This is a genomic window from Hymenobacter sp. B1770, from assembly GCF_049896385.1.
GTDB lineage: Bacteria > Bacteroidota > Bacteroidia > Cytophagales > Hymenobacteraceae > Hymenobacter.
Genome location: NZ_JAFCUF010000006.1, coordinates 328,914 through 351,500, shown reverse-complemented (window position 1 = coordinate 351,500; position 22,587 = coordinate 328,914). Strand labels below are relative to the sequence as shown.

Here is a 22,587-nt window from a genome sequence, read left to right as displayed (position 1 = left end):
GTGAAGGGCCAAGCCGCCACTATTTGCCGGACACCACTTCCCAGTTAAAGCAGGTTCCGTTCAGGCGGTCGGCGGTAGCGCCGGGCGCGTCGGCAGCGCACAGGCTGCGGGCGCGGGGCTGGGCCAGCAGGTAGCGGTGGTTGGCCAGCGACATGAGCATGAGGTCGCCGCGCAGCATGTCCTGCCACTGAAACGTGGTGGCCTCGGCCGGCCCCCCAGGTCGAATGCGCACCTCCGCCATGCCGCCCATGTTTTCCACTGTTACCAAGCCGCCCGTCGATTCCTCGCCGCCGGCCGACTCCAGCGCCACGCGGCCCTGGCCGCGGTCCACCACCCGAAAGTGCGCGGCGGGCCCCTGCGCCAACGGGCTGGAGCGCGGCATGGGGCGCAGGTAGCCGCGCCAGTTCACCAGCACCGTGCTGTCGGCCAAGCTGGTGAGCCGGATGGTCTGCCCCGCCGGAATGGGCCGGGTCAGGCCGCGGGGCCGCGGCTCCGTCACCTCGAAGCGGTTGAAGTCGGCGTAGCCGCCCGCCGCGCCCTCGGTGTTGTAGCTGAACAGGGCGTAGCGGACGCCCTGGAAGGTGCGCAACTGAAATACCATGGTCACCGCCTCGCCTACGGGCCGAAACGTGACGCCGTCGGTGCTCAGTTCAAACTGAGCCTGCTCGGTGTCGAAGTTGCAGCGCGCCCGCAGCCAGACCTTATTGGCTGTTAGGGGCTGGCGCGCGGTGCGGCCCGTGCGCTGGTCGTACTGCTGCACCTCTAGCCCCTGTGCCGTGCGGGCCACGCCCAGCCAGGCGTAGGGGTAATTGAGCAGGGCCAGGCCCGCCACGTCGCCCAGCTTCAGGCCCTTCAGGTCCAGTTCCGTCAGCGGCGTCGACTCCGGACCAATGGCACGCTGGGTGAGCGAATTGCGGGCCTGCCAAAAATCCGGCGCGGGCCGGGCGTGCAGGCGCAAGAAGCCCTTGCGCTCCCGCAACGACCAGGCCCCGACGTCGGGCACGTGGTTCCACTGCCAGAGCGGGTTGAGCGCGGGACCGTTGAATTCGTCATTGCGCTGAAACGGGGCCGTGGGGGCAACGGCCACGCTGCCCACGTTGGGCTTCACCCACGTGCGGGGCGATCGTTTGAGGTTGCCGGGCAGGCCGAAGTAAGGCCAGCCACTGGTCCACGTCACCGGCGAGAGGCACAGCAGGCGGCCGATGGAGTTGTGGTCCATCATCGAGAAGCCCCACCACTCGCCGGTGGGTGTTTGAACGAGGCCGCCCTGGTGCAGGGGGTTGGCGCCCCCAAAGTCCATTTGCGGCGGCACGAGCGGGAAAGGCTGCTCTTTGGTGCCGCGGCCCAGCCGGTATCCTACCTCCACGCCCAAGGCCTCCTCGGCGCTGATGACGGCGATTTCGTAGGGCCCGCCTACTTGCTTGGACCGGGCACACACCATGTAGCCCACGGGGTCGTAGTTGGTGTTGGTGATGACGTACTGGCCGTCAATCTTGTAGAAGTGCGACCCCTCCCCTGCCCCGCTACCGCGGGGAATGAGCACGTGCTCGGTGCCGGGCTTGGTGTCGGTCAGGTCGTCGGTCAGCTCGGCAATGCGCACCTCGTTGTAGCCCCAGATGACGTACGTCCGCCCGTCGTCATCGAAGAGCACCGACAAGTCGTGAAACGACTTTTTCAGCTCGGTGTGCGTCCAGGGCCCAGCTGGGTTGGTGGCCGTATAGAGCTGGGTGGTTCGACCATTCACGTTGGTAAAAATGTGAAACTTGCCCCGCGCGTAGCGAAACGACGGCGCCCAAATCCCCTGCCCATACACGCTCTTGCCGCCCTCCAAACGGTACTCGGGGCCGAAGTCGAGCTTGTCGGCGGCGTAGCTGAGCAATTTCCAGTTGACCAGGTCTTTGGAGTGCAGTACCGGCAGGCCCGGCATGGCGTGCATGGTGGTGCCGGTGAGGTAGAAGTCGTTGCCTACCCGAATCAGGTCGGGGTCCGAGAACTCCTCGTAGAACAGCGGGTTGGTGAAGGTGCCGTTGCCGTTGTCGGCCCGCCAGGTGCGCTCGGGGGCCACAGGCTTGGCCCGCCGCTGGGCCTGAACCGCAGGAGTCAGCAGCGCAGCCGCCAGCCCCGCAGCCAGCAGCCAGCCTTTTGCCTTATTTCCGGCCTGCTGCATGGCAACGACTAAGAGTTTTCGCATAGTTGAGAATGGATTTACCAATTACGTTGAGTTGGACCAGCCTTTGCCGCGCCGGCTACCCGCGGCTTGCGGGGTCCGGCACGTTTAGCGGCTGCCTACGCTGCCTTTCTTCGTCGGAACCTTGTCGCCTCCGCCGCTGCGGCTGTTTGCGGGCGGGCCCAAGTAGCTGGCTGGCACTGGGCCCTGGCTTACCACCAGCTTTTCAAGCACTACTCCGGGGTCCACGCGCCAAAACTTGAGCACGTGGGGGCCGGCTGCAGCCACCTGATGCTGCGAGGATTTGAGGATGATGTTATCGGCCACGGCCCGCTCCCAGGGGCGGTTGCCATTGTCGGGGTTGAGGCCGGTGTGCAGGTTGATGATTTGCGGCGCCTCATCGTCTATCGACACGGCATAGCGCAGACCGGTGGTGTTGGTGAAGTCCAGCGTCGGGGCTAGGTAAGCGCTTACCGTGACGGGGCCGGGCTGGGCCAGCGTGATGCGGTACTCCAGGCGCGGGCTGCCGCCGCCGGGCGCAGCAGTGGGGGCAGCCGTGACCGGGAAGGTAGTAACAGCTCCCAGGGTCCGGCCCAGGTCGGGCAGGTGCTGCCAGCTAATGGGGCCGGCGGCCATGGCCTGGGTATAGTGCTCGGCTTCCAGCGACACGTAGGGCCCTAAGACCGGCGTCGTGGGGGCGGGTGGGGCAGCGGCCGTGGCTGCCCCCGCGGGTAGGGTCATCACATCCGGCATTTTATCCACGGGGGGCTGCTGCCAGTTGGTGTAGCCAATGTGGGTCTGGTCCATCATGTGGTTCCACTTGCCGCCGGCCACAGCGTGGTAGCGGTTTTTAATCTCCGCATCTTTTTCAAATAAGGCTTTGGCTTTATCGGCCAGCGCGTTACTCGTAGAGTAGCCGTTTTTGGCAGCTTCGCGGTTCAGCGCCACAGTGTAGTACAGCTCGTTGAGGTTGGCCGAGGCCTGCACGGGGTGCAGCACCAGCTCGTAATAAGCGTCGCGGTCGGCGGCGGGCAGCTGGTGGTTGATGGCCTCGGCGCGTGTCAGTAGCTGGTTGTAGTCAGCCACTACTGTGGCCCATTCGCCGGTGGCCAGGCTGTAGGTGCTGGCATCGAGCAGCTCAGGCTTGCGGCGGGCGTTGTACTTGGCATACTTGGCCAGAATGTCGCCAATGTCGGCCGCGTGCTTGGGCCCGAACTGCTGGCTGGCCCAGCGCTGGGTATAGGCTGCCACGCCGGTGGCCGGAATGCGGGCGGGGTTCCAGGCATAGTCCAGGAAGAAGCTGATGGGCAGCTCCATGGGCTTGAGGTCGCCCACGTTCACTATCCAGATTTGGTTGGCACCGTACTCGTGGGCCAGGTGCATCTGCTCCCACACGCGGGGCAGCGGATTCGTGTTCAACCACTTGTAATTGCGGGGACCGCCCACATAGTCGTAGTGGTAGTAGATACCGTAGCCGCCTTTGCGGGGCTTGTCGCCGGGCTTGGGCAGCTTGCGGATGTTGCCCCAGTTGTCGTCGCAGAGCAGCAGGGTCACGTCGTCGGGCACGCGCATGCCTTTGTCGTAGTAGTCCTGCACTTCCTTATAGAGGGCCCAGAGCTGGGGCGTTTGCTCGGCGGGCTTGCCGGTTTCCTCGGCGATGATTTTGCGCTGGTCGGCCACTATTTTTTCCAGCAGGGCAATGTTGCTTTCCTGGCTCATGGGCTCGTCGCCGTCGCCGCGCATGCCCACGCTCACAATGTTTTCGCGGGTGCCCATGCGCTTCATGCCGCCGCGCCAGAACTCCTGCAGCGCGGCCGCGTTGGTCTGGTAGTTCCAAGCGCCCTTACCGGCGTGCTTCCACTCCTCGTGGGCGCGGGTTAGGGGCTCGTGGTGGGAGGTGCCCATCACAATGCCGTACTCATCGGCCAGCACGGGGTTCTGGGGGTCGTCTACGTTGAACATATTGCCCCACATGGCCGGCCAGAGGTAGTTTCCTTTAAGGCGCAAAATCAACTCGAACATGTGGGAGTACATTTTCGAATTAACACCGCCGAATTTCTCCTGAGACCAGCCCTGCAGCGCCGGTGCTTCGTCGTTGATGAAGATGCCGCGGTACTTCACGGCGGGCTCGCCCAGGGTGTAGCGGGCAGGTGCCACGTAGAGCGCGCTTTGAGGCTTCACCGGCACATCGGCCCACCAGTACCAGGGCGACACGCCAATCTGCGCCGAGAGGTCGTAAATTCCGAAGATGGTTCCGCGCTTGTCGCTGCCGGCAATTACCAGGGCGCGCTCCACGCCAGGCATGGGCTTCTCCACCACCTGCCGCACGAAGACTTCCCACTTACCGGCCACGGCTTTCGCATCGAGCTTCTTATTCTTTATCAACTGGTCTATCAGCGGGCTTTTGCCGATGGTGCCGATGAGCACGACCTCCTGCCCTGCTGGCTTGCTGGTGGCAAAAGCCGGGGAGATTTTGGTCACGCGCTGCACATCGGCCTGCAGGTCTTTGGCGGCCCGCAGCACGCCGGGCCAGTCGCTGGCGCTGGCATAGATGGGCGCCACTTTGCCAGCGGCAGCTAGCGTGAAATCGCCTTTGCCCTTCTTCGTCGATACGGTGGTTGCACCGACGGGCAGGGTCGTTTGGGCTAATGCATCAACCGAGCAGAATAGCACCGCCAGGGGCAACAGCAATACGCGGAAAGATATTGTTATCATAGCAGGAGGTAGAGTCGCCACACTTGGCGTCTCGGCGTTAAACGGTGGTTGGAACGATACCCAAACGGCGCGGCCGACGAGACGCCAAGTGTCGCGTCTCTACACCAGCCTTGTGCTCGTCTTTTAGAAATTCACCACTTCGTAGAAAGCTTTCTTCGGCTTCTGGTTCTGGTCGAAGAGCAGCGGGTAATTTTTGCGGCCGGCCACGGGGTAGGTGTCCAGCCAAGTGTACTTGTCGGAGATGTTCCAGAATGTCACGCCGGTGAGCACGTCTTTGTAATCGCGGAAGACTTTGAAGAACATTTTGTACTGCTCAGCCTGCTTCTGCTCCAGTTCAGGCGTGTAGGCGTCCGACTCATCGGGGCGCTTGGCGCGGCGGTCCTTTTCCCAAGGATAAATCGACACGTCGAGTTCGGTAATCTGAATTTTCAGGCCCAGCGACTTGTACTGGTCGAGGGCGGCGCGCAACTCTGGTTCCGTGGGCTCCTGCAATGACCAGTGCCCCTGCAGGCCCACAGCATCAATGGGCACTTTGGCGTCCTTCAGCTTCTTGAGCAGCCTGAAGATGCGCTCGCGCTTCTCGGGGCGCTCGGTGTTGTAGTCGTTATAGAACAGCACCGCTTTGGGGTCGGCCGCATGGGCGTATTCGAAGGCTTTGGCAATGAAATCCTCGCCGCAGATTTTGTACCACTCCGAGTTACGCAGAAACTCCTTGGGGTTATCAGAAATGGCTTCGTTCACCACGTCCCAGGCGTATATTTTGCCCTTGTAGCGCTTCACCACCGTATCGATGTGGCTCTTGAGGCGCTTGAGCAGCACTGCCTTGGAAACGGTGCTGCCATCGGCATTCTTGAACAGCCACTTGGGCGTCTGCTCGTGCCAGAGCAGGTTGTGGCCGCGCACCAGAAGCTTGTTGTCCTGCGCAAACTTTATGATTTCGTCTGAATCCTTCCAGTCATAACGGTTTTCTTCGGGATGAATGGGGCCCATCTTCATGGCATTCTCCGGCGTGATGCTGTTGAACTGCTGCTTAATCAGCTCGCCTTCGGCGCCTTTCAGACCCTGGGGAGAAACGGCTACACCGACGGGGAAATAGGGCTTGTAGTAGTCTTTCAGGCCTTTCGCAGGGGGTGCGGTTTGGCTGGCCGTGAGGACGCTAGCGGTTATGAGCAGGGCCGCGGAAACGAGGGCTGGGGTTTTCATAGGGCAGTATTGTTCGGGCGTGGCGCCTCACCCCCGGCTCCCTCTCGGCTGGCGAGGGGGAGCCACGGCGGCGCAGCAAGCAGGCACAGTCATTATTAGAAGTGAGAACCTAATTCGGTTGGCTCCTTCTCCTTTCCGGAGAAGGGCCGGGGTGAGACGCCCGCCGGAACAGACGCTACCGCAACTCCAGCACCACCACCGACTTGGGTGGCAGCTCTACGGCCAGCTTATCGCCGCGTTTTTTGGCGCCCGAGAAGCTGGCTAGCTTCACTGCATTGGGTTTGTCGAAGGTGTTGTAATCGGTGATTTTGGCGGAAGTGAGGATGCGACCGGTCACGTTTTTCCAGCTCACGCCGGCCAGGGCAGTTTCCAGCTTCAGCGCTTTGTTGGGGTCGAGGTTAACCAGGGAAATGTGCACGGCGCCTTTGGCATCTTTGGAAGCTGAAGCGTTCAGGGCCGGGATTTTGTCGTTGCCCACCGCGTAGTCGGGGCTGCTGAATTTCAGGGGCAGGTACTGCGCGTCCTGGTGCACCTGGTATAGGTCGAACACGTGGTAGGTGGGCGTGAGCAGCATCTTTTCCTTTTCAGTTAGGATGACGGCTTGCAGCACGTTCACGGCCTGCGCCAGGTTGGCGCCGCGCACCCGGTCGCAGTGGTTGTTGAAGATATTGAGCGTGGTGCCGGCCACCAGGGCGTCGCGCAGGGTGTTTTGCTGGTAGAGAAAGCCGGGGTTGGTGCCGGGCTCTACGTCGGTCCACACGCCCCACTCGTCCACGAGCAAGGCCACCTTTTTGTTCTTGTCGTACTTGTCCATGATGGCCGCGTGCTTGGCCACGATGTCATCCATTTTCAGGCAGTTCTTCAGGGTGTTGAAGTACTGCGCCTCGTCGAAATTCGTGGCCGAGCCTTTGCTGCCCGACCAGCTGCCGGTGGGCAGGGTGTAGTAGTGCAGGGTGAGCCCCCACATCTGGTTGAGGGGGATTTTCTTCATGCACACCTCTGTCCAGTTGGCGTCGTCGCCGTTGGCACCACTCACAATTTTCTTGAGCGGCGGCGAAGCCGGGTAGTTGTGGGCGAAGGTGGCGTAGCGCTTGTACACGTCGGTGTAGTAATCAACCGTCATGTTGCCGCCGCAGCCCCAGCTTTCGTTTCCTATTCCCCACCAGCTCACCTTGTAGGGCTCGGGGTGGCCGTTTTTGCGGCGCTCCTGCACCAGCGGGGTGTCGTCGTTGGAGTTGAGGTATTCCATCCAGCCAGCCATTTCCTGCACCGTGCCGCTGCCCACGTTGGCAGCCAGGTAGGGCTCGGTGCCCAGCAGGCTGCACAGCTCCAAGAATTCGTGTGTGCCGAAGCTATTGTCCTCTATATTGTTGCCCCACCACATATTCAGCATTTTGGGGCGTTGGGCAGTGGGGCCCACGCCGTCGCGCCAGTGGTAGGTATCGGCGAAGCAGCCACCGGGCCAACGCAGGTTGGGCACCTTGATTTTTTTGAGCGCCTCCACCACGTCCATGCGGATGCGGCCCTGCTTGGGCACATTGAGCTTTTCATCGACCCAGATGCCGTCGTAGATGCAGCGGCCCAGGTGTTCGGCAAAATGTCCGTAGATGTGCTTGCTGATTTGCAGTTTGGGGTCGCCGGCCTGCACGGTCATCTGCACGGTTTGGGCCGAGACAGAAGCAGAAAGGGCGAAACTTAACGTGGCAACCGCAGCCAGGCGTTTGGGAATGTTCATATGGGGGAAGTTCAAGTGAAGTAATAGCCACAAGCTACTACGGAACCCGGCGGGCAGCAAATCGGCGTTCCGGCGCGCAGGCACAAAAAGCCTGCGTGAAGCGCAGCCCCGCTCACCAACGGGCCTTGTGCTTCGTGCCGAAACGCCGGTGCCGCCTACTGGCCAGCGAGCTATGCAGACCCGCCGCAGTCGGCAAAACATCCCCGGCCAGCCGCCTTGCTAATCCCACCACTCGGCGGCTGGCTGGTTCAGTTTTGGCGGGTTAACTCTTTATGGAGTTTAATCCGGAACGTCACGCTGAGCTTGTCGAAGCTTCTCTACCTCAGTACTACATCAATCGGCTCAACGAAGCGGTAGAGATGCTTCGACAAGCTCAGCATGACGTGCTATTTTTATGTAATCAGGGCTTAGATGTACTGGTTGATAATAGCTTCCAGCCACTCTTGCTTGCCGCTTTTTGGGGTCGGCTCGCCGCTCTTAAGGGCAATGGTGCGCAGGTCTTCCAGCGTCAGGCCGCCGCGCTCAAACTCGGCACCCTGGCCGGAGTCGAACGAAGCGTACCGCTCTTGGCGAAACTTGCGGTAGGGCGACTTTTCCAGAATGTCGTTGGCCACCACCAGGGCGCGGGCAAAGGTGTCCATGCCGGCGATGTGGGCGATGAAGATGTCCTCCAAGTCGGTTGAGTTGCGGCGGGTCTTAGCGTCGAAGTTGATGCCGCCGGGCGAAATGCCGCCGTGCTCCAGGATGATGAGCATCGACTCGGTCAACTCGTTCAGGTTGTTGGGGAACTGGTCGGTGTCCCAGCCGTTCTGGTAGTCGCCGCGGTTGGCGTCGATGCTGCCGAGCAGGTTGGCATCGGCGGCTACTTGCAACTCGTGCTGGAAGGTGTGGCCGGCCAGGGTGGCGTGGTTCACTTCCAGGTTCAGCATGAAGTCATTCTCCAGCCCGTGCTCCTTGAGGAAACCGATGACAGTGGCCGCGTCGAAGTCGTACTGGTGCTTGGTGGGCTCGGCAGGCTTGGGCTCGATGAAGAACTTGCCGGTGAAGCCCTGCTGGCGGGCGTAGTCGCGGGATATGGTCAGGAACTTGGCCAGGTGCGCCTGCTCGCGCTTCATGTCGGTGTTGAGCAGGGTCATGTAGCCCTCGCGGCCGCCCCAGAAGGTGTAGCCCTCGCCGCCCAGCGCGATGGTCGCGTCGATGGCGTTTTTCACCTGCGTGGCGGCATGGGCCACCACCTGGAAATCGGGGTTGGTGCTGGCGCCGTTCATGTAGCGCGGGTGCGAAAACACGTTGGCCGTGCCCCAGAGCAGCTTCACGCCGCTGGCGACCTGGTGCTCCTTGGCGTATTCGACGATGGTTTGCAGGTTGCGCTCGTACTCTGAAAGCGAGTCGCCTTCCTCCACCATGTCAATGTCGTGGAAGCAATAGTAAGGCGTGCCGAGCTTGGTGAAAAACTCAAACGCGGCGTCCATTTTGTCCTTGGCGCGGCCAATGATTTCGTGGTGCGAGTCCCAGGCAAACTGCTTGGTGCCGGGGCCGAACGGGTCGCCGCCGGTGCCGGTGAAGGTGTGCCAATACGAGACGGCGAAGCGCAAATGCTCCTTCATGGTCTTGCCGCCAACCACGCGGTTTTCGTCGTACCATTTAAAGGAAAGCGGGTTGTCCGACTCGCGGCCCTCGAAGCGAATGGTATCGATGCCCGTAAAGAATTCAGTTTTGGAAAGCGTGTTGCTAGACATAGGAAGGGGTGGTGATTGAGTTGGGGATAAGATGAGATAAAGCGTTTTGCCAGCGGCCGTAAGCGGCTTGGTATTGTTCACGGAGCTGGTCGGTGGGCTCCACGGTGAGAATGCGTTCAAGGCCGCCAAAGGCTTCGGCCGGGCTGGCGTACACACCCGCGCCGATGCCCGCGCCGCGCGCCGCGCCCTGGGCGGCATCGGTGTTGTAGAGCTCCAGCTCCACGTTACCGCTGTTCACGAAAGCTTCGCGAAACACCGGACTCAGGAACATGTTGGCGTTGCCGGCGCGCACCTTGCGCACCTGCACACCGCTGGCCCGCATAATGTCCATGCCGTAATTCAGGGCGAACACGATGCCCTCCTGGGCGGCGCGCAGCACGTGGGCCTGGCTGTGAATGTTGAAATTGAGGCCCCGCAGCTCGGCGTCGGCCGCCCGGTTTTCAAGGATGCGCTCCACGCCGTTTCCGAAGGGCAGAAACACGAGGCCCTCCGCTCCTACCGGCGCCTGGGCGGCCAGCTGGTTCATTTGGTCATAGGGCAGCTTGCCCACGATTTTACGCAGCCAGCTGTTAAGAATGCCGGTGCCGTTCAGGCACATGAGCACGCCGTTGCGGGGCTGCGCAGGCGTGCTGTTTACGTGCACGAAGGAATTCACCCGCGAGCGCGGGTCGGGCGTATTGGTTTCGTTGATGCCGTAAACCACGCCGCTGGTGCCGCCAGTGGCCGCTACCTCGCCGGGGTTCAGCACATTCAGCGAGAAGGCGTTGTTGGGCTGGTCGCCGGCCCGGTAGCTGATGGGGGTGCCGGCTGTGAGGCCCAGCTCTGCGGCGGCCTCGGCGCTCAGGTGCCCCTGCACCGAGAACGTGTCCACTACCTCCGGCAGTAAGTCGGCACTGATGCCGTAGTAATCCAGCAATTCCTGCGCAATGGCCTGCTTCTTAAAATTCCAGAACACACCCTCCGACAAGCCCGAAACGGTGGTTTGCAGCTGCCCGCTCAGCTTGAAGGCGATGTAATCACCGGGCAACTGAATTTTGTGAATCTGAGCATAAACATCGGGCTCATTTTCGCGTACCCACTTCAATTTGGAAGCCGTGAAGTTGCCCGGAGAGTTCAGGAAATTGCTCAGGCAATACTCTTCGCCCAGCTCTTCAAAGGCTTGGTTGCCGTACTCCACGGCGCGGCTGTCGCACCAGATGATGGAAGGGCGCAGCACCTTGCCGGCCTTGTCAATCAGCACCAGCCCGTGCATCTGATAGGTGATGCCGATGCCCGCCACCAAGTCGGTGTCGAAGCCATGGGCGGTTTTGAGCTCGGCGGTAGCATTCACTACCTCTTGCCACCAGCGCTCGGGGCGCTGCTCGGCCCAGCCGGCCTGGGCCACGGTGATTTCCATCTCCTGTTTAGGAGATATAGCAGCGGCCACGCACTTGCCGGTATTGATGTCCAGCAGGGAGGCTTTTATCGAAGAGCTACCGATGTCGTAGCCGAGAAGGTATTTCATGAGGAAGAATAATTATCGTAGCCCCGTTGCTGCAGAACGCGAATTAAAGGCGGCGGGTGGCCAGCGGCACTTCGGGCTCGGTGGTGAAAGGAGAAGCCGGCAGGCCTTCTTTGTTGTAGAGGTTGGCCCCTTCGGGATTATCGGCCCAGGCGTAGCGCACCACTGCGGGGTTAGCTACCTGGTCGTTCCAGACCACCACCCTGTTGCCTTCAATCCTGGCCTGAGCCCACACAAACTTCTTGTCCAAACCGGCAACGGCAAACCCCTTCAGTTCGCCACCGCCCTTGGCCAGGAGGCCGCTGCCGGCGCTCGTGAAGCTCAGCGTGACCTTGTTGCCATTAATTTGCATGCCTTGGTACAGCGGCCCGGAAGCCACCACGTTTTTCTCACCGTAAGCCACTTTTTGAGCGGCCAAAGCTAGGCGGTGGCCGGGGGTTTGCTTGTCCAGGGGGTGAATGTCGTTCCACTCGCCCGCGTCCGTATTCACGGCCATGCCGGTGTGGGGCACGGCCAGGGTGCGGCGCTGGGCGTCGCGCACGGCGGCCCAGCCGCTTTCACCGGGCTCGGGCTTTGCAGCCATAAAGTTGGCCAGTTGCACGTAGAGGAAGGGCAGTTTGGGCTGGCCAAAATGCTTGCGCCAGTCGGCAATAAGGCTGGTCATGAGGGCCTGGTAATCCTGTGGATGGCCAGTGTTGCTTTCGCCCTGGTACCAGAGCACGCCCTTGATGGCGTAGGGCAGCACCGGCGCTATCATGCCGTTGAAGAGCACGCCGGGCTGGAACTGAAAGCTAGTGGTTCCCGGCGTAGGAGGCATGGCAGCACCCAGCTTATACTGCCAGGGTCCGCGCAGGTCCAGGGTCTGCCCCGCCGCCGTAAGCTCATACTTCTTGTCGGGCGTAAAGCCGCCGCGCCCGCCGTTGCTGATGAGGCGGACCACCACCACGTTTTTGCCAGGCTTCAGCACTCCCGCCTTTACCTCGTACTTGCGGGGCGGGTACTGGTAGCCGGTGCTGCCCACCAGCTGGCCGTTGATGTAGGTCGAGTCGGCATCGACCAAAGTGCCCAACTCTAGGCGGGCGGGCACGCCCACCAGGCTTGCGGGCACGTCCACTTCTTTCCGATACCATACCACGCCATTCACCGGGCCCAGCGGGGTATCGGTGGCCCAATAGCCGGGCACCTGCATGGTGGCCCAGCCGCGGGCATCGTAGTCGGGCGCCGACCATTTTGTTTGGCCCCGGCCTGCACCCTGGTCGGCGCGGTATAGGCTTTGGTACCAGTTGGCCACGGCAGCGCCCTCGCGCTGCCGAATGCCAGCCACCAGCGCGCTGTCTCGGTACTTAGCTCTTTGCTGCTCGTAGGTTGGGAATTGTTTCAGGGCGTCGGCGCTCAGCCAAGCCTCGGCGGGCGAGCCGCCCACGGCGTCCTTGATGATGCCCACCGGCACCTGGTAGCGGGCGTTGATTTCCTTCGCAAAGAAGTAGGCCACGCCCGAAAACTTCAATACCGTCTGCGGGTCGGCAGCAATCCATTTGCCGCCGGTCACGTCTTGCTGAGGCCCCTGGAAGTTGTAGGTCAAAGGCACCTCAAACTGCCGGATGCGCGGGTTGTCGGCTTGGGCAATTACATCGGGGTACTTATCGCGCAGGCGGCTCAGGGGCGTTTCCATGTTCGACTGGCCCGAGCACAGCCACACGTCGCCCACCAGAATATTTTTAATGACCAGCTGATTGCTGGCCGCGATGTTCATCTCAAAAGGCCCTCCCGATTTCAGGCGCGGCAGGCGGATGCTCCACCGGCCATCGGCGCCGGCGGTGGTGCGGTAGGTCTTGCCCAGAAAAGTCAGCTTCACGGCTTCCTGTGGCGTGGCCCAGCCCCACACGTTCACGTCGGCGTCGCGCTGCAGCACCATGCCGTCGCTCACAAGACGGGGCAGGCGCACGGTGGCAGCGGCCTGATGTACCCCGGGCGCAGCCAGCAACAAAAAAAAAGCTAATACACTGTTTTTCATTCAGATAAAGCGGCAAAAAGCAAAATACAGTAGCCTCTCATAAATAAGCCCCGATTTCGGAGCGAAATCGGGGCTTATTTATGAGCTAATCGGGAAGGCTACCGGCCTACAGATAGCCGGGGTTCTGGGTGATTTTGCCACCCGTGCGGTCAATTTCCTGCTGCGGAATGGGGCGCAGGTAGAATTGTTCGGGCGTCCTCCCGGCCACAATGTTGCGCGCGGCATTCGAGCCGTAGTTGTCGGTGCCACCGGTGGGCGACGTTTTCGAAGCCACAAAGGCCGGCACGTGGGCCTGCACTCGCTCGATGAGCTTGCCCGTGCGCACCAGGTCGAACCAGCGCATGCCTTCGCCGCCCAGCTCGCGGCTGCGCTCATCGAGAATGAAGTCGATGTTGAGCTGTGCGGCCGTGATGTTCATCTCGTTTTTGCGGCCAGGGGCGCCGGCCCGCTGGCGGATGGTGTTGATGAAGCCCACGGCCGCGGCCGTGTTGCCCAAGTACATGTTGGCCTCAGCAGCAATGAGGTAGGTTTCGGCAAAGCGGTACACAATCAGGGGCCGGTCCGAGGGGTTATTCACACCCGTGCGGGTGGGGTCGTCGTACTTGTTCAGCACCGGCGAGAACTGGGTGGTGAAGTTGCTGGGCGTGCCCACCACGTAGGCGCCACCGGGGCGGCTGTTGATGCGCGCGCGCTCAGCGGGCAGCAGTTCGCGGTTGAGGTAGAGCGCGGCGGTGTCGCCCACCACGGCGGTGCGGCCCCCGGTGCCGTTGGTGCCAGGCGAGTTCACCAGCCACATGTTGGTAAACCACTTGTTCCAGCGCGTGTCAGTGCTGCCTACCTGGCGGCCAGATTCCGTGGGCAGAATATAGTTGCGCACCAAATAAGGCGTGGGGATGAAGCGCGCAAATGGCCGGCCGTACACGATGCTGCGCGCCACGTTGGGCAGCAGTTCGTAGCGGGTGCGGAAGAAGAAGCTGCTCTGGTTGGTGCCGGTGCCGTTGAAGGGCTCCAGGCCCGTAAACGTGGGGTCGGCGTTGAACTGCACGTTCATCAGTACTTCTTTGCCGCTCTCGTTGCCCTCACGAAACACGTCGGCCGCGTCGGCCTCCAGGTCCACTCCGTAGCGGGCCTTGTTGTTGATGAGCTCCGTGGCGAACTGGGCCGCCTTGGCGTAGTCGTCGGCCTGCTTGGCCGTGGAGGTGGCGCGGGTCAGGTGCACCTTAGAGAGCATGTGCAGGGCGGTGGCGCGCGTCACGCGGCCAGGCTGGGCAGCCTTATCGGCAATGGTGCCCAGGGCATCGGTCAGGTCGGCGATGATGGCGTTGTACACGGCGGCCTTCGGGGCCCGCGAAATGTCTTTGGTAGGGGCGTCCACAAACGCTAGCTGCAGGGGCACGTCGCCGTAGTACTGCACCAACAGGAAGTAGTAGTGGGCGCGCAAAATCTTGGCCTGGGCCACAATCTGGGCCACAGTAGCTGGGGGCAGCCCTTGCACCGTTGATGCGTACTGAATGACGCCGTTGGCATTGTTGATGTAGCGGTAAATGATGGACCACTGATTGGTGGCGGCCGAATTGGTGGGAATAAGCAGGCCGCTGTAGTCTTCGTAGCCCTGCGAGGCCGCAATGCCGCGCATAAACTCATCGGTGCCGGTCACGGTCATGTAAGCCGCTTCTTCGTTGCTGATGGAAACGTTGCGCAGGCCCGAGTACACGCCGGTCAGGCCGGCCTGCACACCCTCGGGGGTGCCCAGAAACGAGGGTACCAACACGGAGCGGGGGTTCTCGCTCAGGAAGTCTTTGCTGCAGCTGGTCGCGGCCAGCAGCAGGGCCAGAGCCGAGACAGTAATAAAGGACTTTTTCATATAAAATCAGGGCGTAGAGCTACGCGGGAAAGTTGAGGTGATGTTAGAAACCCAGGTTTAAGCCCACAATGAAAGCCCGGGTGGCGGGGTAGTTCACGCCCCGGCCAGCCAGGTTGGTGTTCACGCCGCTGTTGAGGTCGCCCTCGGCAAAGGCGATGCCGCTGGGGCTGCCGCTGCCGCCGAAGCGCGTCGAGTACGACAGGGCGTCGGGGTCAATGGCTTTGTTCTTCTTGTAGAAGCTGTTGGGCGACCAGATGAGCGGGTTCTGCACCTGCAGGTAGATGCGGGCGCTGCCTACCAGGGCCTTCTTGGCCAACGCGGCGGGCAGGTTATAGCCCAGGTCGATGCTGCGCACCTTGATGAACGTGCCGTTCACGTAAGCCAGCGTCTGGCTGAAGGGCGGGAAGTCGCCATTGCCCTGGCGGGGCTGCGGAAAGGCGTTGGTGGGGTTGGTGGGCGTCCAGTAATCGAGGTTTACCTGGTTGCGGCGGCCTTCGAAGGTGGTGAAGTAGGAGTTGCCGAACAGCAGCGGGTCAACAATGGTGGCGCCCACACGGGTGAGGGCCACGGCCGACAGGTCGAAGCCGCCGAAGCGGAAACGCTGGGTCATGCCGGCCTCAAACTTGGGCTGGCGGCTGCCGATGATTTGGCGGTCGGCGGCGTCTACCAGGCCGTTGCCGTTCACGTCGTCCAGTTTAATCTGGCCCACGCGGCTGCCGGCTTTGGCGGCGGCGGCTTCTTCGCCCAGCTGCCAGATGCCGACTTTCTTATAGTCGTAAATCACATACAGCGGCTGGCCGATGAAGCGCTGGTTGCTGATGTCGCTGCGGGGGTTGCCGTTCTCATCATTGCCCAGGCCGAGGTCGAGCACCCTCTCGCGGTTCACGGTGAAGTTCCAGTCGGTGCTCCACTCAAAGCCTCGGTCCGAACGCAGGTTCACGGTGGTCAGGCCGATTTCGATGCCGCGGTTCTGGGTCTGGCCGATGTTGCGCGTGAAGGAGCCGTAGCCACTGGCTGTGGGCAGGGCGTCGGGCAGCAGCAGGTCGCTGGTGCGCTGCTGGTACACTTCAATGGCACCGCTCACGCGGTTGTTGAAGAAACCGAAATCCAGACCCACGTTGGTGGTGGTGGTATACTCCCAGCCCAGGTTCGGGTTTGGAATACTGGCCGGCACCACTCCGACGGCGCCGTTGGCGCCGAAGTTGTAGTAGCCGTTGCCCAGGGCCGACTGCAGCGAGCCCAGCGTCTGGTAGGGGTTAACGGCGGTGCTGCCCACGCGGCCCAGGCTGGCGCGCAGCTTGAGGCTGCTCATCCAGGCCTGGTCGCGGAGGAAGGATTCGTTGGCTATGTTCCAGGCCACGGCGGCCGATGGGAAGGCTTTGTACTTGTTGCCGGGCGCCAGGCGCGACGAGCCGTCGGCGCGCACCGTTACGGTAGCCGAGTAGCGGTTGTCGAAGGAATAGTTGAGGCGGCCCATGTAGGACAGAATGCCCCACTCGTTCTGGAAGCTCGACGGCGCCGTGGGCGTGCCAGCGCCCAGGTTGGAAGCCAACTGGTAGTTGGTGGGCAGGTTTTGCGAGCCGGCGCCGAAGCCGTCGATGCGGAACGTCTGGGCGCTGTAGAGGCCCGTGAAGTTGAAGTCGTGCTTCTCCGCGAACGTGCGGTTATAGGTCAGAATGTTCTCGGCCAGCAGGTTGAAGGCCAGGTTCTGGAAGCGGGAGGCCGCGTTTTGTCCCCCGCCGCGGGCAGAGGTGTTCGACGCAAAGAAGTTTTCGCTGTTTTCCGAGCGCGCGTCTAGGCCGAGGTTTAGGCGGTAGTCCAGCCCTGGCAGGATGTTCACCTGCCCGTAGAGGCTGTTGAAGGTGCGGACACGGCGGCGCTTGTCGAGGTGCGCATTTTCTGTGTACAGCGTCAGCGGGTTGCCCAGGGCCGTGTCCTCGTTGGGAAACAGCACAGGAATGCCGTTGGCGTCGCGGGGCGAGGCCAGCGGGCTGCCTGTCAGGATGGCGTTGATGATGTTCAGGCCCGGGTCGTCCTGGTCAGTGAAGCTGTTAAGCGTGTTCAGGCCAATCTTGACCCGGTTGCCAATTTTCTGGTCCAGCGTGGCACGCAGGGAATAGCGCTGCAGGCGCTGCACGGGGACAATGCCGGTCTCATCGTAGTAGCCCAGCGAGGCCGAGTACTGCGTTTGCTCGCTGCCGCCGCTCAGGCCCATGCCGTGGTTCTGGATGTGCCCTTTCTGAAAGAGCATATCCTGGTAATCTGTGGTTCTGCCGGCCTCCAGGTTGGCCCGCTCGTCGGCGGTAAGGAAGCCCGAAACGGTGTTAGGGTTAGCGGCGCCGTTGGCCCGGTAGGCCTCGAAACGGAAGTTGTAGTACTCCTGGCCGTCTTGCAGGTCGAAGAGGCCGTAGGCCTTTTTCACGCCGTAGTAGCCGTTGTAGCTGGCCTTGGGTGCGCCTACTTTACCGCGCTTGGTGGTAATGAGGATAACGCCGTTGGCTCCCCGGGCGCCGTAGATGGCGGTAGAGGAAGCGTCTTTCAGCACCTCCACGCCCGAGAGGTCGTCGGGGTTCAGGTCGTTGAGGTTGCCGTCGAAGGGCACGCCATCCACCACCAGCAGCGGGTCGTTGCTGCCGGCAAAGGAGCGGTTGCCCCGGATGCGGATAACCGGGTTTTGCCCCGGCGAGCTGCTGGCGCTGGAGATGTTCACGCCCGCCGCGCGTCCCTGCAAGGCCTGGCCCACGTTGGCCACCGGCACGTCGCGCAGGGCCCGCTCATCTACCGAGGAGATGGCGCCGGTTACCTGGCTTTTCTTCTGCACGCCGTAGCCCACTACCTGCACCTCGTTCAGCGCCTGGGATTCCGTGACGAGGCGGACGTCCGCCGTGCCCGACGTACCCACGGCAACCTCTTTGCGCTCGTAGCCAATAGAGCTGATTACTAACGTATTTTGCCCTGCGGGCACCGATAGGGTATACACGCCTTCTGCGTTGGTGGTGGCCCCCACGGTGGTGCCCTTCACAATCACCGTGACGCCGGGCAGCGCCTCGCCGGTATCCGACGTTACCTTGCCTGTGACGGTGCGGCTGGCCTGGGCCCAAGCGGTAGAGGGCATCAGCCCCCCCAGCAGAAGGCCAGCCCCCATGAGCTGCGTGCACAGCCTAACCCGGCACAGCGCAATTTTTAATAAATGTACTCGCATGATAATCAGTGGGGTTGTTGTGATGGGTGTGTGAGTTGAGTGAGAAATGGATGGGATACTAGAAGCCTATGGAATTGCCGCCGTCGACGGGCAGCGACACGCCGGTGATGTAGCGGGCACCCTGCGAAGCCAGGAAAACGGCCGCGTGGCCAATGTCAGAGGGCTGGCCGAAGCTGCCCATGGGCGTGCGCCGCATGGCGCGGTCGCGGCGGTCGGGGTCGGAGTTCATGGCCTTGCGGCTCATTTCGGTTTCGATGAAGCCGGGCGCAATGGCGTTCACGCGCACACCCTGGCCCGAAAACTCCGAGGCCAACACCTTCACCATGCCCTCCACCGCCGACTTAGAGGCGGCGTAGGCCACTACCCGGTCGATGCCGTAATAGGCGGCCATGGAGGAAATCATCAGAATGACGCCCTGGCGGCGGGCCACCATGCGCGCTGCGCAAGCCCGTGTGAGGGCAAACACCGAGTGCAGGTTGGTGTGTAGAATGCGGCTGAATTCCTCATCGGTCACTTCCAAAGCGGGCTTTTTGAGATTGATGCCGGCGTTGTTCACCAGAATATCCAGCGGGCCGTGGGTGGCTTCAACCCGAGCCACGAGGTCTTCAATTCCAGTCAACTCGGTAATGTCGTTCACCATGTACTGCGCCGACTCGCCGAGGCCTTGCACAGCGTCGCGCAGTACTTCTTCGCGCCGGCCCGTGATGACAACGGTAGCGCCAGCCTCCGTCATGCAGCGAGCTATTTCCAGGCCAATGCCGGTGCCGCCGCCGGTTATCAGCGCCAGCTTGCCTTCGAGCGAAAACACAGAAGCCGTCTGTGGATGAGCAACGGTCGTTGCGGCGTGGCCAGACTGGCCACCGGAATTAAGGTGAGTAGGGTGCGGCATGTTTTTCATGTCGAGAATAGTGGCGGGTAATAATTATTTGAGCTGATAGAGGTCGACCAAGCTTTTGACTTCGGCCAGCGTGCGGGTGGGCGGTGTGAAGGGCGCCGGAATGGGTTGCCGCGCGTAGGTCTGGAAGTAGAGCACGCAGGCATCGCGCCACCAAAGGGCCTCCTGCCGCTGGATTTTGAGCCGGGCCGTCACGTCGTTGAAAAGGGCGGGGTCCACGGCAGGCTTCACGCTGGCCCAGCGCTGCTGCATCCAGGTGACGGAGTCGGCTCCGGTGTAGTAGCGGGTCACCAGCTCGTTCCAGAGGGTGCGGCCGGTGGGCAGCGGCTGCTTCCAACCCACGTGGTGGAACCAGAGCAGGTAGTTGGGCGGGCAGGTTTTGGGGTCGCCCCACAGCTTTTGCACGCCGGGCGAGTACAGCGCCAGGGCGTTGGAGCCGGTGGCGGTGCGGTTGAAGCCCAAACCTATTGAGTCAGCTTTGTGGTAGTACACCGACGTCCAGTCGGGCCGGCCGGCTTGGGCCAGCCAAGGCTCGGGGCCGTAGTGAATGCTCTGACCCATGATGTGGTGCAGGCCCAGTGGCGTGGTGTAGCGCACATAGATGTCGCGCGACTTGGTCATCACATCCACGATGGTGGCCACGGCGGCGGGCTGGTTGGTCAGGGTCATCTTGGCCCATTCGGTGGCAATGGCGGCCGAAGTCAGCGTGTGGTCCCAGGCCAGGCGGCCGAAAGCATACCAGTTGGCCTGGCCCATGGGGTGGCCGGTCCAATTGCGGTCGGAACCGATGTTGGCCACGCCGGCAATGCCGCTGATGCGGTGCTGGTCGAGCGTGCCATCCACCACCTTGGCCACCGTAGAGCCGGGGCCCTTGGTTTGGGTATCCGAATCGAGGCACTCTTTGAACATGGGCGCCAGGTACACCAGGTGCGTGGCAAAGCCCAGATACTCCTGCGTCAGCTGCACTTCCAGCACCAGCGGCGTTTGGGGCATAGCCCCAAACAGCGGGTGGAAGGGCTCACGGGCCTGAAAGTCAATCGGGCCGTTCTTCACCTGCACCAGCACCTTGGGCGAGAACTTGCCATCGAGCGGCTTAAATTCCTCGTAGGCTTCCCGGAACCGGTCGCCGTTGCTGTTGGCCTTGTAAACGAAGGCACGCCACATCACAATGCCGTCGTGGGTGCCCAGGGCTTCGGCGAGCATGTTGGCGCCATCGGCATGGTTGCGGCCGTAGTCCTGCGGGCCAGGTTCTCCCTCGGAGTTGGCCTTCACCAGGAAGCCGCCGAAGTCGGGGATGGTCTTGTAAATCTCCGCAGTGCGGGCCGCCCACCACTGCTTCACCTGCGGGTCAAGCGGGTCAGAAGTTTTCAGGCCCCCAATAACCTTGGGCGCCGCCCAGAACACCGACAGGTACACCCGGATGCCATAAGGCCGGAATACACCCGCCAAGGCCTTTACTTTCTGCAGGTATTCGGGCGTGAGGTAGCGGGCACTAGCATTCACATTGTTGATGGCCACGCCATTGATGCCAATGGAGGCGTTGGCGCGAGCATAGTCGGTGTAGCGCGGGTCGAGGTGCTCGGGCAACTCGTACCATTTCCAGATGGAGGAGCCGGCGTAGCCGCGCTCCACAGTGCCGTTGGGATTGTCCCAGTGGTTGAGCATGCGGTACTGAATGCGCGGGCTACTGGCCGTGGCCAGGTTCGCCACGGGCTGCCGCGTTTGCAGCTGGCGCAGCAGAGCAAATACGCCATAGAGTACGCCGGACCCACTCCTCCCCGTCACCACCAGGTTGCGGCCTTGGGTGAGAATGCGGTAGCCATCGTTGCTAGCGGCGGAACCACCGGGAACGTTTGCAGTCGGGCTTACAATAAGAAGAATGCCGTGCCTGGTACCCCCGGCCCCGGCCTTCGCCACCACCGGCACCGGCTGGCCCAGCAATCCTTGCAAGCCGCGCTGCAACTCTGAGGCGGCGGTTTTCAGTACTGCCGAGCTACCATCAGCAGCAATGTATTGAGCAGCTTGCCGGTAGGCATTGCGCTGGGCCACGTCCGTAATCAGGTCGTACTTCAGCCATAGCCGATAGCCATCGTCGGCCATGCTGCGGGGCGCGGCGGCAACAAACATCAACAATAGCAAGAAAGACCGGAGCAACATAGGGTGGGATTTGGGAGGCGGAGGTATCAGGAGTATTGCGGGGCTTCGGCAGCCAGCCCGCGCCGGATGCCGTATTCCAGGCCTCGCAGCTCGGCCAGCCCACGCAGGCGGCCAATGGCTGAGTAGCCAGGATAAGTTTTCTTCTTCAGGTCGCCGAGCATCTGGTGGCCGTGGTCGGGGCGCATAGGCAGGGCGCTGCTGCCAAGCGCGGCGCGGCGCTGCTCTTCCAGCACCAACTCACGCACCACGGCGTACATGTCTACGTCGCCTTCAAGGTGGTCGGCTTCGTGGAAATTGCGCGGGTTGTCCTCGCGCTTGGTGGCACGCAGGTGCACAAAATGAATGCGGGGGGCAAACTGACGGGCAATGGCAGCCAGGTCGTTATCGACCCGCACGCCCAAGGAGCCCGTGCAAAACGTGAGGCCATTAGCGGGGACGTCGCAGGCCGCCATCAATTGAGCAATGTCGCCAGCTGTGCTCACCACGCGGGGCAAGCCCAGCAGCGGATAGGGCGGGTCGTCGGGGTGAATGCAAAGGCCAATGCCAAGCTCTTCGGCCACAGGCGCCACTTCGCGAATGAAGTAGTGCAGGTTCTCGCGCAGTGTATCGGCATCGATGGCGGCGTATTCGTTCAGCAAATCCTGAAAGCCGGATAGCTCAAACGCTTCTTCCGAACCAGGCAAGCCTAGTAATACTGTGTTGGTCAGAGCCGCCACTTCCGCGGCGCTCATGGCGGCAAATTGCTCGCGGGCAGCGTCCGCCACGGCGCCTTCGTAATCGTTTGCAGCGCCGGGGCGCTTTAGAATACAGAGGTCGAACAGAGCAAAGTCCTGCCACACAAAGCGCAGGGCCAGCGAGCCGTCCGGCATTTCGTAGTGCAGGTTGGTACGCGACCAATCCAGCACGGGCATGAAGTTGTAGCAGACCGTGCGGATGCCGCAGGCGGCCAAGTTGCGCAGCGAGGCTTTGTAGTTCTCTATATAAAGCTCGCGCGAGGGCCGACCTTTTTTAATGTCTTCGTGCACCGGCAGGCTTTCCACCACCACCCATTGCAGGGGTGTGTGCGTGACATTGTCGGCTTCGATGAATTGCTGGCGCGCCTGTATTTCGCTCACGGGCCACACCGTGCCCACAGGCAGTTGGTGCAGGGCCGTTACCACGCCCGTGCACCCGGCCTGGCGAATGTCGAAAAGCGAAACGGGGTCGTGCGGACCGAACCAACGCATGGTGTGTAGCATAAACTCTTCGGCAGAATACAATTTATCTATACCAGTTGCCGTCTAGTTGCGTAAGATGCTTGAAAAGCTCCTGGAAACACATTTACTGGACTTCGTACCGAAAGTACGCCATGTTACCGCAATGTCAATACTCCAAAAACGGCCTTCACAACTTGTT

At 61.9% G+C, this 22,587-nt stretch carries 12 protein-coding genes; all 12 read right to left on the bottom strand.

Annotated features, from left to right (window positions below; genetic code table 11):
* Nucleotides 1-19: 19 nt before the first annotated feature.
* Entirely contained in the window at nt 20-2,191 is a 2,172-nt protein-coding gene (locus ACP7AJ_RS14420) for a family 43 glycosylhydrolase (protein ID WP_426060910.1), read from the bottom strand.
* An 84-nt stretch (nt 2,192-2,275) separates the two neighbouring features.
* The gene (locus tag ACP7AJ_RS14415) at nt 2,276-4,882 is read right to left on the bottom strand and encodes a glycosyl hydrolase 115 family protein (RefSeq protein WP_426060909.1); all 2,607 of its coding nucleotides are present in this window, start codon (nt 4,880-4,882) and stop codon (nt 2,276-2,278) included.
* Between the two features lie 123 nt (nt 4,883-5,005).
* Entirely contained in the window at nt 5,006-6,085 is a 1,080-nt protein-coding gene (locus ACP7AJ_RS14410; protein WP_426060908.1) for an endo-1,4-beta-xylanase, read from the bottom strand.
* A gap of 175 nt (nt 6,086-6,260) precedes the next feature.
* Complete coding sequence (locus ACP7AJ_RS14405) at nt 6,261-7,820, bottom strand: alpha-N-arabinofuranosidase (protein ID WP_426060907.1); 1,560 nt, start codon at nt 7,818-7,820, stop codon at nt 6,261-6,263.
* A gap of 407 nt (nt 7,821-8,227) precedes the next feature.
* Nucleotides 8,228-9,559 (bottom strand): xylose isomerase, encoded by a 1,332-nt coding sequence (gene xylA, locus ACP7AJ_RS14400; protein WP_426060906.1) that lies wholly within the window; start codon nt 9,557-9,559, stop codon nt 8,228-8,230.
* On the bottom strand, nt 9,552-11,063 hold the full coding sequence (locus ACP7AJ_RS14395) for a xylulokinase (RefSeq protein WP_426060905.1): 1,512 nt from the start codon (nt 11,061-11,063) through the stop codon (nt 9,552-9,554). Before ACP7AJ_RS14395 ends, xylA begins: the two co-directional genes overlap by 8 nt.
* Before the next feature lie 43 nt (nt 11,064-11,106).
* Nucleotides 11,107-13,074, bottom strand: coding sequence for a sialate O-acetylesterase (locus ACP7AJ_RS14390; RefSeq protein WP_426060904.1), 1,968 nt, complete (start codon nt 13,072-13,074; stop codon nt 11,107-11,109).
* Between the two features lie 106 nt (nt 13,075-13,180).
* Nucleotides 13,181-14,938 carry a RagB/SusD family nutrient uptake outer membrane protein gene (locus ACP7AJ_RS14385; protein WP_426060903.1) on the bottom strand — a complete coding sequence of 586 codons (1,758 nt, stop codon included), beginning with the start codon at nt 14,936-14,938 and terminating at the stop codon, nt 13,181-13,183.
* A gap of 43 nt (nt 14,939-14,981) precedes the next feature.
* A complete protein-coding gene (locus ACP7AJ_RS14380; RefSeq protein WP_426060902.1) occupies nt 14,982-18,053 on the bottom strand; it encodes a SusC/RagA family TonB-linked outer membrane protein in 3,072 nt (1,023 codons plus the stop codon).
* Nucleotides 18,054-18,198: 145 nt separating this feature from the next.
* Complete coding sequence (locus ACP7AJ_RS14375) at nt 18,199-19,029, bottom strand: SDR family NAD(P)-dependent oxidoreductase (RefSeq protein WP_426060901.1); 831 nt, start codon at nt 19,027-19,029, stop codon at nt 18,199-18,201.
* 33 nt (nt 19,030-19,062) lie between these two features.
* Nucleotides 19,063-21,192 (bottom strand): alpha-glucuronidase family glycosyl hydrolase, encoded by a 2,130-nt coding sequence (locus tag ACP7AJ_RS14370; RefSeq protein ID WP_426060900.1) that lies wholly within the window; start codon nt 21,190-21,192, stop codon nt 19,063-19,065.
* Nucleotides 21,193-21,218: 26 nt separating this feature from the next.
* On the bottom strand, nt 21,219-22,418 hold the full coding sequence (gene uxuA / locus ACP7AJ_RS14365; protein ID WP_426060899.1) for a mannonate dehydratase: 1,200 nt from the start codon (nt 22,416-22,418) through the stop codon (nt 21,219-21,221).
* Nucleotides 22,419-22,587 lie beyond the last annotated feature (169 nt).

Coding starts and splice junctions, on each gene's coding strand:
- ACP7AJ_RS14410 (WP_426060908.1), bottom strand. CDS start 6,085: ATGAAAACCCCAGCCCTCGTTTCCGCGGCCCTGCTCATAACCGCTAGC.
- ACP7AJ_RS14405 (WP_426060907.1), bottom strand. CDS start 7,820: ATGAACATTCCCAAACGCCTGGCTGCGGTTGCCACGTTAAGTTTCGCC.
- ACP7AJ_RS14370 (WP_426060900.1), bottom strand. CDS start 21,192: ATGTTGCTCCGGTCTTTCTTGCTATTGTTGATGTTTGTTGCCGCCGCG.
- ACP7AJ_RS14380 (WP_426060902.1), bottom strand. CDS start 18,053: ATGCCCTCTACCGCTTGGGCCCAGGCCAGCCGCACCGTCACAGGCAAG.
- ACP7AJ_RS14390 (WP_426060904.1), bottom strand. CDS start 13,074: ATGAAAAACAGTGTATTAGCTTTTTTTTTGTTGCTGGCTGCGCCCGGG.
- uxuA (WP_426060899.1), bottom strand. CDS start 22,418: ATGCGTTGGTTCGGTCCGCACGACCCCGTTTCGCTTTTCGACATTCGC.
- ACP7AJ_RS14385 (WP_426060903.1), bottom strand. CDS start 14,938: ATGAAAAAGTCCTTTATTACTGTCTCGGCTCTGGCCCTGCTGCTGGCC.
- ACP7AJ_RS14375 (WP_426060901.1), bottom strand. CDS start 19,029: ATGCCGCACCCTACTCACCTTAATTCCGGTGGCCAGTCTGGCCACGCC.
- xylA (WP_426060906.1), bottom strand. CDS start 9,559: ATGTCTAGCAACACGCTTTCCAAAACTGAATTCTTTACGGGCATCGAT.
- ACP7AJ_RS14415 (WP_426060909.1), bottom strand. CDS start 4,882: ATGATAACAATATCTTTCCGCGTATTGCTGTTGCCCCTGGCGGTGCTA.
- ACP7AJ_RS14420 (WP_426060910.1), bottom strand. CDS start 2,191: ATGCGAAAACTCTTAGTCGTTGCCATGCAGCAGGCCGGAAATAAGGCA.
- ACP7AJ_RS14395 (WP_426060905.1), bottom strand. CDS start 11,063: ATGAAATACCTTCTCGGCTACGACATCGGTAGCTCTTCGATAAAAGCC.